Source organism: Kosakonia sp. SOY2 (genome assembly GCF_027109175.1).
Taxonomy (GTDB): Bacteria; Pseudomonadota; Gammaproteobacteria; order Enterobacterales; family Enterobacteriaceae; genus Kosakonia.
Window position 1 is genome coordinate 2338616 of record NZ_JAPVXH010000001.1, and the last position, 15395, is coordinate 2354010.

15 protein-coding genes are annotated in these 15395 nt (G+C 55.7%); 7 read left to right on the forward strand and 8 right to left on the reverse strand.

Annotated features, from left to right (window positions below):
- The first annotated feature begins 124 nt into the window (after positions 1–124).
- From O3S68_RS11120 to O3S68_RS11130, 3 genes are read left to right on the forward strand one after another with little or no spacing between them, the layout of a single operon-like run.
- Entirely contained in the window at positions 125–1129 is a 1005-nt protein-coding gene (locus O3S68_RS11120; protein WP_020456899.1) for an ABC transporter substrate-binding protein, read from the forward strand.
- Positions 1126–2166, forward strand: a complete 1041-nt coding sequence (locus tag O3S68_RS11125; RefSeq protein WP_269231510.1) for a FecCD family ABC transporter permease — start codon at positions 1126–1128, stop codon at positions 2164–2166. Before O3S68_RS11120 ends, O3S68_RS11125 begins: the two co-directional genes overlap by 4 nt.
- Positions 2163–2921, forward strand: coding sequence for an ABC transporter ATP-binding protein (locus O3S68_RS11130; RefSeq protein WP_045508757.1), 759 nt, complete (start codon positions 2163–2165; stop codon positions 2919–2921). Before O3S68_RS11125 ends, O3S68_RS11130 begins: the two co-directional genes overlap by 4 nt.
- A 45-nt stretch (positions 2922–2966) precedes the next feature.
- Here the strand turns inward: O3S68_RS11130 and O3S68_RS11135 are convergent, their stop codons facing one another.
- A complete protein-coding gene (locus O3S68_RS11135) occupies positions 2967–3371 on the reverse strand; it encodes a hypothetical protein (protein WP_020456896.1) in 405 nt (134 codons plus the stop codon).
- A 1-nt stretch (position 3372) separates the two neighbouring features.
- The gene (locus O3S68_RS11140; protein ID WP_160271006.1) at positions 3373–4677 is read right to left on the reverse strand and encodes a hypothetical protein; all 1305 of its coding nucleotides are present in this window, start codon (positions 4675–4677) and stop codon (positions 3373–3375) included.
- Between the two features lie 316 nt (positions 4678–4993).
- On the opposite strand from O3S68_RS11140, the gene O3S68_RS11145 reads away from it, so the two are divergent.
- The gene (locus tag O3S68_RS11145) at positions 4994–5926 is read left to right on the forward strand and encodes a nucleoside recognition domain-containing protein (RefSeq protein WP_020456894.1); all 933 of its coding nucleotides are present in this window, start codon (positions 4994–4996) and stop codon (positions 5924–5926) included.
- Between the two features lie 40 nt (positions 5927–5966).
- Here O3S68_RS11145 and O3S68_RS11150 read toward each other — a convergent pair whose 3' ends face one another.
- The 5 genes from O3S68_RS11150 to O3S68_RS11170 are packed head-to-tail and all read right to left on the reverse strand — an operon-like array spanning position 5967 to position 11256.
- Positions 5967–7481, reverse strand: a complete 1515-nt coding sequence (locus O3S68_RS11150; RefSeq protein ID WP_020456893.1) for an ABC transporter substrate-binding protein — start codon at positions 7479–7481, stop codon at positions 5967–5969.
- The gene (locus O3S68_RS11155) at positions 7462–8499 is read right to left on the reverse strand and encodes an ABC transporter ATP-binding protein (protein ID WP_269231511.1); all 1038 of its coding nucleotides are present in this window, start codon (positions 8497–8499) and stop codon (positions 7462–7464) included. The genes O3S68_RS11150 and O3S68_RS11155 overlap by 20 nt, the downstream gene beginning before the upstream one ends.
- Positions 8499–9479 carry an ABC transporter ATP-binding protein gene (locus tag O3S68_RS11160; protein WP_045508747.1) on the reverse strand — a complete coding sequence of 327 codons (981 nt, stop codon included), beginning with the start codon at positions 9477–9479 and terminating at the stop codon, positions 8499–8501. Before O3S68_RS11160 ends, O3S68_RS11155 begins: the two co-directional genes overlap by 1 nt.
- The gene (locus tag O3S68_RS11165) at positions 9476–10321 is read right to left on the reverse strand and encodes an ABC transporter permease (RefSeq protein WP_269231512.1); all 846 of its coding nucleotides are present in this window, start codon (positions 10319–10321) and stop codon (positions 9476–9478) included. The genes O3S68_RS11160 and O3S68_RS11165 overlap by 4 nt, the downstream gene beginning before the upstream one ends.
- Positions 10318–11256 (reverse strand): ABC transporter permease, encoded by a 939-nt coding sequence (locus O3S68_RS11170; RefSeq protein ID WP_045508744.1) that lies wholly within the window; start codon positions 11254–11256, stop codon positions 10318–10320. The genes O3S68_RS11165 and O3S68_RS11170 overlap by 4 nt, the downstream gene beginning before the upstream one ends.
- A gap of 265 nt (positions 11257–11521) precedes the next feature.
- On the opposite strand from O3S68_RS11170, the gene O3S68_RS11175 reads away from it, so the two are divergent.
- Together O3S68_RS11175 and O3S68_RS11180 are read left to right on the forward strand one after the other, a co-directional pair.
- On the forward strand, positions 11522–12277 hold the full coding sequence (locus tag O3S68_RS11175) for a LuxR family transcriptional regulator (protein ID WP_020456888.1): 756 nt from the start codon (positions 11522–11524) through the stop codon (positions 12275–12277).
- 84 nt (positions 12278–12361) lie between these two features.
- Positions 12362–13255 carry a proline iminopeptidase-family hydrolase gene (locus O3S68_RS11180; RefSeq protein WP_020456887.1) on the forward strand — a complete coding sequence of 298 codons (894 nt, stop codon included), beginning with the start codon at positions 12362–12364 and terminating at the stop codon, positions 13253–13255.
- Positions 13256–13307: 52 nt separating this feature from the next.
- Here O3S68_RS11180 and O3S68_RS11185 read toward each other — a convergent pair whose 3' ends face one another.
- A complete protein-coding gene (locus tag O3S68_RS11185; RefSeq protein ID WP_020456886.1) occupies positions 13308–13844 on the reverse strand; it encodes a helix-turn-helix transcriptional regulator in 537 nt (178 codons plus the stop codon).
- Between the two features lie 811 nt (positions 13845–14655).
- Between O3S68_RS11185 and O3S68_RS11190 the strand changes: the two genes are divergently transcribed.
- Entirely contained in the window at positions 14656–15357 is a 702-nt protein-coding gene (locus tag O3S68_RS11190) for an oligogalacturonate-specific porin KdgM family protein (protein WP_065369098.1), read from the forward strand.
- The last annotated feature ends 38 nt before the right edge of the window (positions 15358–15395 follow it).

The following is a 15395-nucleotide window of genomic DNA, read 5'->3' on the forward strand; positions in this document are numbered from 1 at the left end:
GAAAACAAGGTGTTCATTGATAATCCCCCATATTGACAAGGCCCATGCCGCTCGGTATAAGAGCCGCCATAAGAATGATTTGCATTTACAAAACTAATACTTTCTCAAGGTCATGATGATGCCAATGTTTAAAAAATCGTTGTTTGCACTGGGGATGTTGTTTGCGGGTTCCGCTCTGGCGCAAGCCACCCATTATCCGCTGACCATTGAAAACTGCGGAGTGCAGGTTACGTTCGACAAAGCGCCGCAGCGCGTGGTGGCGCTGGGGCAGAACACGGCAGAAATCATGCTGCTGCTTGGTTTGCAGGACAAAATGGTGGCCAGCGCGTTCTGGCCGACCAAAGTGCTGCCGCAGCTTGCCGCGCAGAATGCCAAAGTCAAAGTGCTGACGGTCGAGATCCCAACGCTTGAGTCGATCATTGCCCAGGAGCCAGATTTCGTGGCCGCCCAGTTGCCGATCCTGCTGGGGCCGGACAGCAAAGTGGCGAAGCGCGAAGATTTGTCCGCCATTGGCGCAAACAGTTATCTCTCACCGGGTGTCTGCGCAACCAAACAGGATAACGGCGATATTTACGGTAGCCGTCATACCCTGTGGAACCCGTCGCTGCTTTATAAAGAGATCAGCGATCTGGCCGAAATTTTCGATGTACAGGATCGCGGCGAGAAGCTGATTGCCGGGTTTAAACAGCGCGAAGAGGCGCTGCGCAGTAAGTTCGGCCACGGCAAGAAAAACCTGTCGTTTGTCTTCTGGTTCTCCAGCGCCTCGCCCTCGGCGGATGCCTATGTCGGCGGCAAGAATAGCGCTTCCGGTTATATCGCCAGCCTGCTTGGCGGGCACAGCGCTATCACCTCGGAAAGCGAGTGGCCGACGCTCAGTTGGGAAAGCATTATTGCTTCTAACCCGGATGTGATTGTTGTCTCCAGTCTCGATCGTAACCGCTGGGCGCTGGACAGCGCGGAAGAGAAGATCAAATTCCTGAAAAGCGATCCGGCGGTCAGCCAGCTTGAGGCGGTGAAAAAAGGCCATATCGTGGTGATGGACGGCCAGGCGATGAACCCGACCATCCGCACGTTCTACGGCGCAGAACAAGTGGGCGCACAACTGGAGAAGTTGGGGCTGGATAAATGACCACGCCCTCATCGGCTGCGCTTAAAAAAGCGCAGCACGCGGTACTCTTGTTGTTATCGCTGGTGCTGCTCGCACTGGTGATTGCCGTCAGCGTCGGCGTCGGCGAACTGGCGATTCCGCTGAGAACCACCTTTTACGCCGTCAGCAATAAACTGGGGCTGACCAGTGAGCCGCTAAACCGTATCCATGAAACGGTGATTTGGGACTTCCGCCTAAGCCGCGCGCTGGTTGCCGCCTGTTGCGGCGCCGGGTTAGCGATTTGCGGCGCGGTGCTGCAAAGCCTGCTGAAAAACGCGCTGGCAGAACCTTATGTGCTGGGCGTGTCCGCCGGGGCATCCACTGGCGCGGTATCGGTGGTGGTGTTAGGTCTCGGCGCAGGCGCGGTGTCGCTCTCTGCCGGGGCATTTGTTGGCGCGTTTGCCGCGTTTTTGTTTGTCGCCGTGTTAACCAACGGCGCGCGCGGCGGTAACGAACGCACCATTCTCGCCGGGGTCGCGGCGTCCCAACTTTTCAACGCCATCACCGCGTACAGCATCAGCACCTCCGCCAGCGCGCAGCAAGCGCGGGATGTGATGTTCTGGCTGCTGGGCAGTTTCAGCGGCGTGCGCTGGCCGGAATTCCAGCTGGTGTTAGTCGTGGTTATCGTTGGTCTGCTGGCGTGCCTGTATCACGCCAAAGCGCTGGACGCTTTTACCTTTGGCGATGACGCTGCCGCCTCGCTGGGCATTCCGGTAGGTGCGGTACGCTTGATTCTCTTTTCCGTTACCGCACTGATCACCGCCACCATTGTCAGCATGGCAGGTTCCATTGGCTTTGTGGGTCTTGTGGTACCGCATGTGATGCGCTATTTCATCGGGCCGCTGCACCGCCAGTTACTGGTGGCGTGTGCGATGGCCGGTGCGATTTTGATGGTGCTGGCGGATATTGCCTCGCGCACGCTGATTGCGCCGCAAAGCCTGCCGGTTGGCGTAGTTACCGCGCTGGTGGGCGTGCCGTTCTTCGCGGTTATTCTCTATCGCTCAAGGAAATTCGCATGAGTATCAGCGCCAAAAACCTCTGCTGGCGGGCAGGGAAAAAAACCATTGTCGATAACGTCTCGCTTGAGGTAGCAAAGGGCCAGACGCTGGGCCTGCTGGGGCCGAATGGTTCAGGGAAATCCTCGCTACTGCGCATTCTGGCCGGCCTGCGCCGCCCGGATGACGGCAGCGTGATGCTGGATGGTCGCGATGTCGCAACGCTGAGAAAAAAAGCGCTGGCGCAGCGGGTGGCGTTTGTTGAGCAGCATGCGGCGACGGAAGCCAACATTCGCGTGCGCGATGTGGTGAAACTGGGGCGCATTCCGCACCACTCGCCGTTTAGCCCGTGGTCGCACAGTGATGATGAGATAGTCACGGCGGCGCTTGAGCGCGTGGGCATGCTTGAGCACAGCGAGCAGGGCTGGCAAAGCCTCTCCGGCGGCGAACGTCAGCGGGTGCATATTGCCCGCGCGCTGGCGCAAGCGCCGAGCGAGATTTTGCTCGACGAGCCTACCAACCATCTCGACATTCATCATCAAATGCAGTTAATGCGCCTTATCAGCGAACTGCCGGTAACCAGCATTGTCGCGATCCATGATTTGAACCACGCGGCCATGTTCTGCGATGCGCTGATCGTGATGCAAAAAGGGCAGATTGTGGCGCGCGGCACGCCAGACGAGGTGCTCACGGAAGCGATGCTGGCCGAGGTGTTTCAGGTGCGGGCACGCATTGAGATCTCACCCGATCACGGCAAAAAACATATTCACTTTTTGTGAACGCCATTGCGCCAGAACGCGGCACGGTTCTGGCGCAAAGCGGGCTTAAAGGTCAATCACGTTGCGGCTGTCCTGCAACGTGGCATGTAACGATTTCAGCGACACCACCGAAGATTGCTGGGTGATGGCCACAATCGCGCCTAACGATTTATCTAACAGGTCCAGATTGTTCGTTTCCAGCGCTTTGTCCAGCACGGCAAACGTCTGGGTAAGCGAGGTCTGGCGCAGCGCGAAATCCTGATTCAACGCCTCCAATAGCACCTCTTTTTGCGCCTGAATCCGCGCAATTTGCACATCGGTTTCCCTGGTGATTTGATGGCGAGCCGTTTCCTGCTCCGCACGGTATTTTTGTAAATCACGCCAGGCGTCAAAAATCTCTTTCGCCGCCGATGCCGCTTGTAACGGCGACGCTTTTGCCGCCACTTTCGAGGCGTTAAACAGTGCTTTCATATTATGCCCACCAGAATAAATATGCTGCGTATCCCATCACGGCCAGAATGCCCGTCCCCACCAGCCCTGAGCTGTCAAAATTAAACAGACGACCTAACGCCCCGGAAAAGCCGGTGAAACTGAACAAAAAGGCAACAAGCGAGGTGTAAGTCCACTCAATGCTGTGCAGGTAATACCCCAGCGCGCCAAAAAGAAGGCACAGCACCATCCACACCAGAATCGAAGGTTCATCATCATCGGCAGTTGCTTTGCGCCGCTGGCTGTCTGCCAGCCAGAAATAGAGCGCGCTCTGCTCGCCAGGTGCGAGAGAAGAGACATCGCTGGTCGTGGTCATGTGATCATTTGCGGCGATCAGGTTTGTCACCAGCGTATTCACACGCTCCTCGGTGAAGGCCTGCGCATGGGAAACCACCGTCACGGATTCCTGCGTTGGGCTATTCTGATCATCCACCAGACGTATCGCCAGCAACTGTTTCATCGCTTTTACCAGCAGTACGGTCTGGAGTTTCAGGAAAACGACACGCTCGTGCGCAACGTTAGTTGAGAGTGCCTGATCCAGCATCTGGTAACTTGTTTTCAGGCGCTGAGCAATACCTTCAATGGTCGAGGCATACAGCGAAATATGCTGGTTAATGGCCTGCGCTACTTCGATTACCGCATTGATTTTTGCCACTTCCTTGTTAACCGCACTGCGATATTCATACGCTTCGGTCAGTTTTTTTTCCGCATTCTGGCTGTATTTCAGCATCGCGAAAATGGCGACCGGTGCCAGCACAATGCCGCCCAGCACCATGGTGCCACCGGCGATCCCTGCGCCACCGGCGGAAAGCGCGCCGCCGCCAAACCAGGCCAGCGTGGCGTTACTGGCGGCAGCGCCGGAAAGCGACGCGATCGCAGTGCCGGTAGAGGCCGCGCCGAATGTCGAAACCGCGCTCATCGAGCCGAGGGCGAGCGCCGCGCCGGTCGCTGTACCTTTCACCCCGGTACCAATGATTTCGGTCATTTTTACCGACTGGGTTTGCAACTGCGGCGCGTCGTAGCGGGCAAAATTATCTAACACATCCTGCGAGACTTTGGTCTCCAGCCGGTTAACTTTTTGGCACTTCTCCAGTACCGACAAGGCCTCAGGGATAATGACATCCGCATAGCGTTGCTTTTGATCGAGCAGCGTGTTGATGAGCGTTGACGATGTATTTCTGGCTTCTTCCAGCCCCTCTTCCGCCAGCCGCGCTTTAAAACGCGCATTCACCACAATCTCTTCTGCTTCTTTTTTTTGCTTGTGTGCTTTAAAAATATTTAGTCCCATCGGTAACCTCGAATCATCCCACTGTGTTCCAGGCATAAAATCGGGTTATCGGCATAATCGGCTGAACGTTAAGTGAAATTTTCCCGACGCCGACCACTGCTATGCCGACCGTTCTTTTTATTGCGCGGCCTATCTCTTTGTATTTCTTCCAGAATGCCACATTTCGTGGGGCTTTATTGCGCCACCTACCAGATCACGTAGCTCGGGTAAAACTGGCGACTCTGCAAAGAAAATAAGTAAATACACTGGGGTGAAAGCGGCGGCCAAACCGTTGCCGGGTGTACTATAGCGGTGAAAACATTCACCGGAGTCAGGAATGAATATCATTGAAATCATCATGTCGGCGGGCAAGGTTTCCGTAGATGTTGCGTTGTATACCTTGCTGCCCATCATGGTGGTGATGCTCATCATGATGAAATACCTGGAGGAGAAAGGGGTTTTAGATGGCATCGTGCGCCTTACCTCCCCCGTTCTGAAACCTTTTGGTATCAGCGGAATGGGGATTTTCGCCCTTATCCAGCTTAACTTTGTCAGTTTCGCCGCGCCTCTCGCCGCCCTGGCGATTATGGAAAGAAGAGGCACCTCCGACCGCCATCTCGCCGCCACGCTGGCCATGTTGTTCGCCATGGGTCAGGCCAACGTCTTTTACCCGCTAACGCCGTTCGGCCTGCACTGGGGGATGGCGATTGTGATTTCGCTTATCGGCGGGCTTGCCGCCTCCACGCTGACCTATTATGTGTCGGGGCGAAAACTCTCCGCTGCCAGCCTGCGCGACGAAGAGGGCGAATTGCACCAGGATAAACCGCGCGCGGGTTTGATTGCGGTGATTAACGGCGCAGGGGCAGATGCCATCCGCTTGTCGCTGGGTTCACTACCGATGCTGCTGCTGTCGTTAACGGTGGTGGGGTTACTGAAAGCCGCGGGCGTAGTGGAAGCCTTAACCACGCTGCTCACGCCGCTGCTGTCGTTTTTCCATATTTCGACGGTGTATGTGTTGCTGGCGTTAACCAAATGCCTGGCGGGCGGGACGGCGTATTTTGGCGTGGCGTCCGAAATGGTGCAGCACGGGCAGTTAACGGCTGAGCAAATCAACGCCTCGGCGGGTTTTCTGGTGCAGACGCTGGACTTGCCCGGTATCGGCATTTTTCTCGGCATCGCCAGCCGCTTTGTGCGTCTGTTCCGTTTTGCGCTGCCGGGCGCGATTGTCGGGATACTGGTGCGCACCGTCTTGCATACGGTGATGTTTTAAGCGTACGCCGGGTGACGTAATGCGCACCCGGCAGCCTGTTCTATTTTTTCACCGTATCTTCAAGGAAGAAACGTCCCAGCGGATTCTGGTAGAAACCTTCAATATTCTTCCGCGTCACATTGCGATAGGGGCTGTAGTAGAGATCGATCCAGTTCACATCAGCTTTAGCCATTTTTTGCAGCTCGATATACATCTGTTCACGTTTTTTCGCATCCATTTCGACACGTGCCGCCGCCACCAGCGCTTTCACTTTGTCGTTCTTATAACGCGTCATGTAGTTCATGTTCGTGTCATGGCCGAGCACAAAGGTGGTTTTCTGATCCGGGTCGAGAATGTCGTTGGTCCAGTACATCACCGAAATATCGTACTCACCGGCCACCAGCATGTCCCAGCTCTGGCTGGGGTCAACTTTCTGCAAGTTCACCTTAACACCTGCTTTCGCCAGCTGCTGTTGCAGTAAAATGGCGATTTGCTCATCCACTTCATCCCCGGCGTTAACCACATAATTCAGCGTCAGATCGCCCGCGCCCGCCGCTTTCAGCATCTGTTTCGCTTTTTCAGGATCGTAGGGGCGACGCAAGTTGTCGTTGTAGTGATAGAGCGCACCGGCCGGAATATAGGAGTTCGCCACCTGGCCGTAACCAAAGGTCACGGTTTTGACAATCGCGTCTTTATCGATGGCAAAGTCCAGCGCCTGGCGCACCTCCACTTTGCCAAGCGCGCCGTGCGAATGGTTGATAAGCAGATGATCTTCGCGGGTTGACGGATCCAGCTCCACTTTCAGGTTGCTATCTTTTTGCAGCGAGGCAATGCGCGAGAACGGCACCGTCAGCGCGGCATCCAGTTCGCCGGCCTGCACTTTCAACATACGCGTGTTGTCATCCGGGATGGTCAACCAGTCCACTTCATCAAGGCTGACATTTTTTGCCTGCCAGTAGTTCGGGTTCTTCACCAGCACGATTTTTTCGCCGCGCACCCACTCTTTTACGCTGAACGCGCCGGAACCGACCGGTTTTTCCGCGAAGGTTTCTTCGCCTTCGGCTTTCAGCGCTTTCTCGGAGATCACCGACGCGTTCGGCAACGCCAGCTGTGACAGGAACGGCGCAGAGGGCGATTTCAGCGTCACCACCAGCGTGCGCGCATCCGGCGCTTCGGCTTTATCAATAATGCTGTACGAGTCGCGCCAGAGCGATCCTTCATCACTACGAATGCGCAGCAGGCTGAAAGCCGCGTCGCTGGCGCTTACCGGCGTGCCGTCAGAGAATTTGGTATCGCGGATTTTAAAGGTATAGACCTTGCCATCCGGGGAAATTGTCCAGCTTTCCGCCACGCCCGGTTCCAGTTTGGTGCCGGTTTTATCGACGCGCACCAGCGGATCAAAAACGTTGGAAAAGACCCAGTTATCCGCGTTCTGCGCCGATTTGATCGGATCAAACGTGGTGCTGTCTTCCCGACGACCAATCGTCAGAACGCCAGCCGCCTGCGCCATTTCACTGACCACACTGAGCGCCAGAAAAACGCTGGCTGCCAATAACTTAACTTGCTTGTGCTTCATCAAAGGATCCCTCAGTCAAAGGAAAAACACTCTTCTCGCCTGCGTGCGTCAGCACACAGGTCCAGGCGTGATCGGCAATCTGCCGGGTCGGGGGTAATGCGCCAGTGCGGCACTGCACCTGCGCGTAAGGGCAGCGCGGATGAAACGCGCAACCTTGTGGAATGGCAACCGGGCTCGGCGGCTCGCCCGTAAGCGTCTCCTGCGGCAACGGTTTATCCGGGTCGATTTCCGGGATGGCGGAGATCAGCGCAGCGGTATAAGGGTGGCGCGGATGGGTAAAGACGGCTTCTGCGGGGCCTTCTTCGACGATCCGCCCGAGGTACATCACCGCCACCCGATCGCACAGGCGGCGCACAATCGCCAGATCGTGGGCAATAAACAGGATCGCCAGCCCCATTTTTTCGCGCAGATCCATCAGCAAATTGACGATCTGCCCCTGAATGGAGACATCCAGCGCCGCCACGCACTCGTCGGCGACAATCAACCGGGGTTCGATCGCCAGCGCCCGCGCAATCCCAGCCCGCTGGCACTGCCCGCCGCTCAGTTGGCCGGGTTTGGCTGCGGCGTGCTCCGGGCGCAAGCCGACCAACGTCAGCAGTTCTTCAACCCGTGCGCTAATCCGGTCGCGCGGCACTTTCTGGTGGACGCGCAGCACTTCGCTGATGCTTTCGCCTATTGTCTGCCGCGGGTTAAGCGAGGCGAACGGATCCTGAAAAATCATCGCCGTTTGCAGACGCAGCCGCGCGATGTCGCTTTTCAGACCGTGAGTGACGCGGTGGCCGTCGAAACGCACTTCACCATCATTGATCTTTTCTAGCTGCAACAGCGCCCGCCCCAGCGTGCTTTTGCCGCTGCCGGATTCGCCCACTAATCCCAGCGTTTCACCCGCGTGGATTTTGAGCTTCACCTGGTTTACCGCGTGGACCACGCGTTTTTTGCTGAGCAACCCGCCGGAAACCGGAAACGTGACTGAGACGTTATCCGCTTCCAGCAAAGGCCAGTTTGCCGGTGTCGACATTATCCCTCCCGCTGAGTCAGTGGCTGTAAGGCGTGATGACACGCCGCCGCGTGCGTCAGGCTGTCGCGCCCGAACAGTAACGAAGGCTGCTGCTGACATGCGCTGCTCGCCTGCGGGCAACGCGGGTGAAAGCGGCAGCCAGTCGGGAAGCTCCCTGCCAGCGGCGGTTGTCCATTGATGGTGACCAGCCGTCCCTGCCCGCCTTCGCTGGAGGGCTGGCAATCAATCAACCCGCGCGTGTACGGGTGCAGCGGCTGCGCCAGCACTTCGCGCTTGCCGCCCACTTCGCATAAACGCCCGCCGTACATCACCGCAATGCGATCGCAGGTTTGCGCCACCACGCCGAGATCGTGGGTGATCATCACCACCGCCAGGCCTAACTGCTCGCGCAGGGTGCTGAGCAAACGCAGGATCTGCATCTGCACGGTGACATCCAGCGCGGTAGTCGGCTCATCGGCAATCAGCAGCGACGGTTCCGGTGCCAGCGCCACGGCAATCATCGCGCGCTGGCGCATACCGCCGGAAAATTCGTGCGGATAGTTGTTAATGCGATTTTGCGGATCGGGAATGCCCACCTGGCGCAGCAGCTCTTTGGCATCCTCTTTTGCCTGCCGACGGTTAACGCCGAAATGCAGGCGGCGGCTTTCGGCAATCTGCTCGCCAATGGTCATTACCGGGTTTAAGTGGCTGGCCGGGTTCTGGAAAATCATGCCAATTTCCCGTCCGCGCACCGCCGACATCTGCGCTTCGCTAAGCGACAACAGATCGCGCCCGCCAAACCACACTTCGCCACCGCTAATCGTCAATCCCTGCCCCGGCAGCAGTCGCATTAGCGCCCGGCAGGTCACGGTTTTTCCGGAACCGCTCTCGCCCACCAGCCCCAGCATTTCCCCGGCCTGCAGCCGGAAAGAGACCTTATCCACCAGCGCGCCATCATCCCCCCGGGAAATGGTCAGTTGCGAGACGTTTAGCAAACTCATACGCGCGCTCCCAGTTTGTCGCCAAGACCATCCGCCAGCAGGCTGAAGCCCATTGCCAGCAGAACAATCGCCAGCCCCGGAAAGGTGGTTATCCACCAGGCAGTAGTGATAAAACTCTGCCCTTCTGCCACCATCACGCCCCACTCGGCCGTCGGCGGTTGTACGCCAAGACCGAGGTAGCTCACCGCCGCGCCGTTTAACAGCACCAGCACGCAATCCGACATGGAAAACACCAGCGCGCCGGTCATGGCGTTAGGCAGCAAGTGGCGAAACAGAATGCGGGCATGACCATAGCCGAGGCTACGCGCCGCCAGCACAAAATCACGCTGCTTGAGGGTTAATACCTGCGCCCGTACCAGCCGGGCGTAAGAGACCCAGCCAACCATCGCCATCGCGATGTAAAAACTGCCAAGACCCGGCCCGAGAATGGCGATAATCGCCAGCATCAACACCAGAAACGGGAACGCCAGCACGATATCGATAGTGCGCATGATCAGCGCATCCACCGCGCCACCCAGGTAGCCTGACAGCGCGCCGAGCGTGGTGCCGAGCAGAAACGGAAAGATAACGCCCAGCAGACAGATTTGCAGATCCACCCGCGCGCCCCACAGCACGCGGGAGAAGATGTCGCGGCCAAAGTTATCCGTGCCAAAAAGATGTGCGCTCCCTGGCGGCAGCAAGCTGGCGGTCGCATCCTGGGTTATCGGATCAAACGGTGCCAGCCACGGGGCGAATAACGCGACGCACAGCCACAAGCCAACAATCAACAACCCAACGCCAAGGGCATGCTGCTGTGGAATAGCGCGTCGACGTAACACGGTCAGTACGCTGATAGCACTCATAGTTTCACCCTCGGATCCAGTGCTACCGTCAGTATGTCGGCCAGCAAGTTGACGGCGACCGTGGCAAGGGCAAATACCATCACCACGCCCTGCACCACCATGTAGTCACGGCTGAAAATCGCTTTTACCAGCAGTTGCCCCAGTCCCGGAATGGCGAACACGCTCTCAATCACCACCGTGCTGCCAATCAGCCAGCCGATATTCACCGCCAGCAGGTTTAGCGTCGGCACCAGTGAGTTGGGTAACACATGCCGCCAGAAGATGCGGTTTTCCCGCTGCCCGCGCGCTCTGGCGGCCATCACGTAATCGCTGCTCATCTCCATCAGCAGGCTGGCGCGCAGGTTGCGGATCAACACCGCCGACAGCGCCAGCGCGACGGTCAGACACGGCAGCACCATATGGTGCAACTGGTCGGCAAAATCGCTGCCGTAACCGGAAACCGGGAACCAGCCCAGCACCACGCTAAAAACAATGATCATCATGATGCCCAGCCAGAAGGCGGGGAAACCGAGGCCGGCGGTGGTGAACAGGCGAATAAGCTGGTCGGCGATGCGCCCACGCTGACGCGCCGCCAGCGCTGCCAACGGCACCGTAAAAATAACTGCCAGCAGCACGCTGCCAAGCACCAGCCACAAGGTGGGCTCAAGGCGGGAGTTAATCAGTTTCAGGGTATCGATGCGGTAGACGATCGATTTTCCCAGTTCGCCCTGCACCAGATTGCGCAGAAAGTAGCCATACTGTACCCACAGGGGTTCATCCAGCCCGAACTGCGCACGAATGCGCGCCAGTGCCGCTGGCGTGCTGCGCACACCAAGCAGGATGCGCGCCGGATCGCCGGGGATCGCGCGCACCATCGCAAACGTGATGATGCTTATTCCCAACAATACCGGCAGTAGCTGCAATGGTCGGAATAACAGAAAACGGTAACGGTGCATCAGCATTCTCCTGTGGTGCATGCGGGGTCGTAAGGTTAAAAAAACGCCTCGCGATGGTGCGCCACTCCCCTGGTTATCCGCGCCCGGCCTTGTTTGTCGGGCGTTTTCTTTACGCTAGCGGCATCCATGGAGGCTGGGTAGTTAGCAAAAATACTAGTTTTGCTTCTCCCGCGTGACGGCACCGGAATTGCATACCTTCCTCACGCTACGGGAGAAGTCTGCACAAAGCGTGCCCGTGGCGTGGCACCGTCAACCATGAGGGGGAATGATGCGAATAAACATTGAAAACCCTGCTGCTGCTAATGGCAGCAGGCTTGAGGAGGCGTTTGCCGGGCTATTTACCCAGACGCAGGCGCTGGGTTTTGACGCGGTGATTTATGACTACACGCCGGTTCCGCGCTCGCTGGAAGGGGCGCTTATCACGCCATCGCTGCTGGAGATGCGTAATGTGCCGGAGGATATGCGCCGCTTGTGGTGCGAGCGCGGTTACTACCAGGTCGACCCGGTGCAGCACTTCGCGCTGGAGAGCTGCGCGCCGTTTGTCTGGTCCTATCAACGCCCGGACAGCGGGGCGCTGCATGGCAGGCTGGATGATAACGCCCAGGAAGTGACGCATTACATGCGCGACCACAATATGCCCTGCGGTGCCACGGTGCCGCTGCATTTGCCGCACGGCGGGTTTGTTACCCTGACCGGCATTGTCGCCAGCCAGCAGCAAGCGCGCGATATCAGCGACACGCTGGCGCAATTAACCTTTATCGCCCACCGTTTTCAGGAGTCTGCCTTTCCGCTGTTTGACGCCTCGATGCTCACTTGCCGCCATGTCAAATTAAGCAACCGCGAGCGCGAGTGCCTGGCGTGGTCAGCCGAAGGATTAACGGCGAAAGAGATAGCCCGCAAGCTGCACCGCTCGGTGGCAACCGTGACGTTGCATCTGAATACGGCGGCGAAAAAACTTGGCGCGACCAACCGCGTACAGGCGGTGGTGCGGGCGTTGCACTACCGTTTGCTCGACAGCTAATAACTAGCAATTTTGCTAGTGTTCAGCGCCGCCTTCGGCGTTCTACCCTGAAAGCCAGTTCACTTAACAGGGTAGACGTCAACTATGTATACCATTCGCGAAGGCTACGTTCCCTTCCGGGAGTATCAGACCTGGTTTCGCATCTGCGGCGATCTGCAAAGCGGGCAGACGCCGCTGGTAGTGGCCCATGGCGGCCCCGGTTGCACTCACGACTACGTTGATGCGTTCAAAGATATCGCTGAAACCGGACGGGCGGTGATCCACTACGATCAAGTGGGTAATGGTCGTTCAACCCATCTGCCGGATAAAAGCCCCGATTTCTGGCAACCCGGTCTTTTTCTTGATGAGCTCAATCATCTGCTGCAGGCGCTGGAAATTGCCGATAACTACGCGCTGCTCGGCCAGTCCTGGGGCGGCATGCTGGCGGCAGAACATGCGGTGACGCAGCCACAGGGGCTGAAAGCGATGGTGATCGCCAACTCACCGGCCTCGATGGCGCTGTGGCTGGAAGGCGCGGCGAAGCTGCGCGCGCAATTACCGCCGGATGTGCAGGACACGTTGTTGACCCACGAGGCGGCGGGCACGGTGGATAGCGCAGAGTATAAAGCGGCAAGCCAGGTATTTTATCAACGTCATGTGTGTCGGCTCGACCCATGGCCTGCGGAGGTGCAACGCACCTTTGACGCCATGGAGGCTGATCCCACCGTTTACCACGCAATGAATGGTCCCACCGAATTCCACGTTATTGGCAGCATGAAAAACTGGACGATTATCGACCGGTTAAAGCAAGTGCGCGTGCCGACTTTGTTGATTTCCGGGCGCTACGACGAAGCCACGCCGGACGTGGTGCAACCCTTCAAAGACCATATTACCGGGGCGCAGTGGGTGATTTTTGAATCCTCAAGCCACATGCCCCACGTCGAAGAGAGGCCGTTGTGTATGAAGACCGTCAGCGACTTTTTACTGGCCACATGCTGAGGCTGTTTGCCCACACCAGGTTGTGTTGTTAAGCGCCGGCCAGGCGCTTTTTTTATGCGCGCATTGCGGTGTAGAGCGAACAAAGCGCCTGCAAACTTTTGGTGCCGGTGCGCTTCATTAACCCGTTGCGCTGCACGCTGACGGTGGTCGGGCTGACACCGCGAATGCGGGCGATATCCTCCACCGAATGTCCACGCAGCAGCAGGCGCATAATTTGCTGTTCAGCGCTGGTGAATTTAAATGTGCCATGGTTGTAACCCGGCTGCTGATTCTGTGCCGATAACAAACTCATCACTTCCAGCGCCTGACGCAGCTCTTCAACGCGTAACCTTTCGGCCAGACAGAGTTTCACAAGACCAGGGAAAAGTAGCGACAGCGAGTCAAAATGGCGTTCTGAGGAGATAAAAATAGAGTAGTGCGCGGGCGGACGGGTGAAAAACAGCGAGTACATTTCCACAATGTCCATTCCCGTGGTGACATATATAGCAGGCGCACCACTGCAAAAACGGCTGCCCTTTTCCCGGTTAAGTTGTCTGAGTATTTTCTCAATACCATAAATGAAAAGGCGATCCTTCCCGTAGATAGTCATGTAGGTACTCCAGAGGGTAATGTTTTATTATTTTCCTCTCCGCTAACGGAGGCATGGTCTTTTTTCCTGAATGTGCGGGATGTGTTCAGTCAGATCAAGCGTGATTCTGGCTCGTTTAATGTTTGTTTAGTTTGCGACAACATAAATCACCCTGATTTTCCTTTCCATACTCTCCCTGATGTGCTCAGTGTATTGCATTTTGTGTCAAATGTTCGCCTTTTATTCCAGGAATAAATTTACTGCGCTATTTATTTGGCGGGTAAACCTTACAAATTTGCATACATGCACCCTTGTATATTTTTTGATTAATTTATTGATTTTAAAGAATTTTAATAAATTAAGATTATCTTTATAATCAGCAAAATAACAATTTTCATTCTACTTTTAAATGTTCGATCTCAGTCTCAAAACATCATTTCAAAATGTGTAAAAGTCCGTTCCACTTGATAGGATAAAGATATCTTGATGCAGACAAAACCGTATTTTGTGTGGTGAATCCCCCTAAGCGGAGGGGTCATGCTGATATGAGGTTATTCTCAATAAAGTTTCATTTTTATGGACGGATTGAGGCGATCGGCACTCAATTCACCGGGAGGCACCCGGCACCACACGCCACTTTAAAAGTAACGTGAGCGTTGCTGTTGTTATCAGCAATAACTGCACCGAAACTATATTTGGCATAATTATTATGCTTGCTAATTATATCAATTTGCACTGAGAGCGAATAAACCATTCCTCTTTGAATTAACACTATCTGCATTTTTCGCAGAGAACATCTTGTACCTTTTGACTATAAATAATAGGGGATATTATGTTGCGCACTTTGTTATTAGTTACTGTACCTTTTATGAGTATTGCCGCCCAGGCGGTAACATTTGATTATCGCCATGAATTAAATGATAGCGGCGGTAATAATCACAAAGATCGTTTATTAATGTCGCACCGTTTTGCTAACGGTTTTGGTTTATCGCTGGAAGGCAAATGGAAAGGTTCACAAAATAAAGATAAAGCGTATCACGAGACGGTAAGTAATGGTACCGAAGTGGTGGCCAGCTACGTCTATAAAATTAACCCCACCTTCCAGATTGAGCCGGGTTTCTCACTCGACAGTAGCTCCACGTCGAACAACTATCGCCCGTACCTGCGCGGCAAAGTGAACTTCAGCAATGACGTTGGCGCAACGCTGCGTTACCGCCCGTACTTCAAACGTAACTCCAACAACATCGGTACGGCAAAAGATACCAGCGAAAACGGCTATAACCTGACGGCTGCGGTGTCATGGAAAATTTTCGGTGATTACCAACTCGATTACGAGCTGGATTACAAACATGCCACGTCCGCCGGCGTACTGATTGCAGATAATGAAAACTACGACTGGACGCACGATCTCAAACTGACATACAAACTTGATAAAAACTGGTCTCCGTATATTGCCGTGGGCAACGTTTCCGGCAGCAAATATACCGATGAGCGTCAGACCCGTTATCGTGTCGGTGTGAAATATAATTTCTAATAAATAATTGCAGGGTAGCAAACATAAATAAGGGTTTC

What these genes read in the sequence shown, in the direction of transcription:
- O3S68_RS11160 (WP_045508747.1), bottom strand. Translation starts at nt 9,479, where the DNA reads ATGAGTTTGCTAAACGTCTCGCAACTGACCATTTCCCGGGGGGATGAT.
- O3S68_RS11150 (WP_020456893.1), bottom strand. Translation starts at nt 7,481, where the DNA reads ATGAAGCACAAGCAAGTTAAGTTATTGGCAGCCAGCGTTTTTCTGGCG.
- O3S68_RS11145 (WP_020456894.1), top strand. Translation starts at nt 4,994, where the DNA reads ATGAATATCATTGAAATCATCATGTCGGCGGGCAAGGTTTCCGTAGAT.
- O3S68_RS11130 (WP_045508757.1), top strand. Translation starts at nt 2,163, where the DNA reads ATGAGTATCAGCGCCAAAAACCTCTGCTGGCGGGCAGGGAAAAAAACC.
- O3S68_RS11155 (WP_269231511.1), bottom strand. Translation starts at nt 8,499, where the DNA reads ATGTCGACACCGGCAAACTGGCCTTTGCTGGAAGCGGATAACGTCTCA.
- O3S68_RS11170 (WP_045508744.1), bottom strand. Translation starts at nt 11,256, where the DNA reads ATGCACCGTTACCGTTTTCTGTTATTCCGACCATTGCAGCTACTGCCG.
- O3S68_RS11135 (WP_020456896.1), bottom strand. Translation starts at nt 3,371, where the DNA reads ATGAAAGCACTGTTTAACGCCTCGAAAGTGGCGGCAAAAGCGTCGCCG.
- O3S68_RS11165 (WP_269231512.1), bottom strand. Translation starts at nt 10,321, where the DNA reads ATGAGTGCTATCAGCGTACTGACCGTGTTACGTCGACGCGCTATTCCA.
- O3S68_RS11190 (WP_065369098.1), top strand. Translation starts at nt 14,656, where the DNA reads ATGTTGCGCACTTTGTTATTAGTTACTGTACCTTTTATGAGTATTGCC.
- O3S68_RS11175 (WP_020456888.1), top strand. Translation starts at nt 11,522, where the DNA reads ATGATGCGAATAAACATTGAAAACCCTGCTGCTGCTAATGGCAGCAGG.
- O3S68_RS11125 (WP_269231510.1), top strand. Translation starts at nt 1,126, where the DNA reads ATGACCACGCCCTCATCGGCTGCGCTTAAAAAAGCGCAGCACGCGGTA.
- O3S68_RS11180 (WP_020456887.1), top strand. Translation starts at nt 12,362, where the DNA reads ATGTATACCATTCGCGAAGGCTACGTTCCCTTCCGGGAGTATCAGACC.
- O3S68_RS11120 (WP_020456899.1), top strand. Translation starts at nt 125, where the DNA reads ATGTTTAAAAAATCGTTGTTTGCACTGGGGATGTTGTTTGCGGGTTCC.
- O3S68_RS11185 (WP_020456886.1), bottom strand. Translation starts at nt 13,844, where the DNA reads ATGACTATCTACGGGAAGGATCGCCTTTTCATTTATGGTATTGAGAAA.
- O3S68_RS11140 (WP_160271006.1), bottom strand. Translation starts at nt 4,677, where the DNA reads ATGGGACTAAATATTTTTAAAGCACACAAGCAAAAAAAAGAAGCAGAA.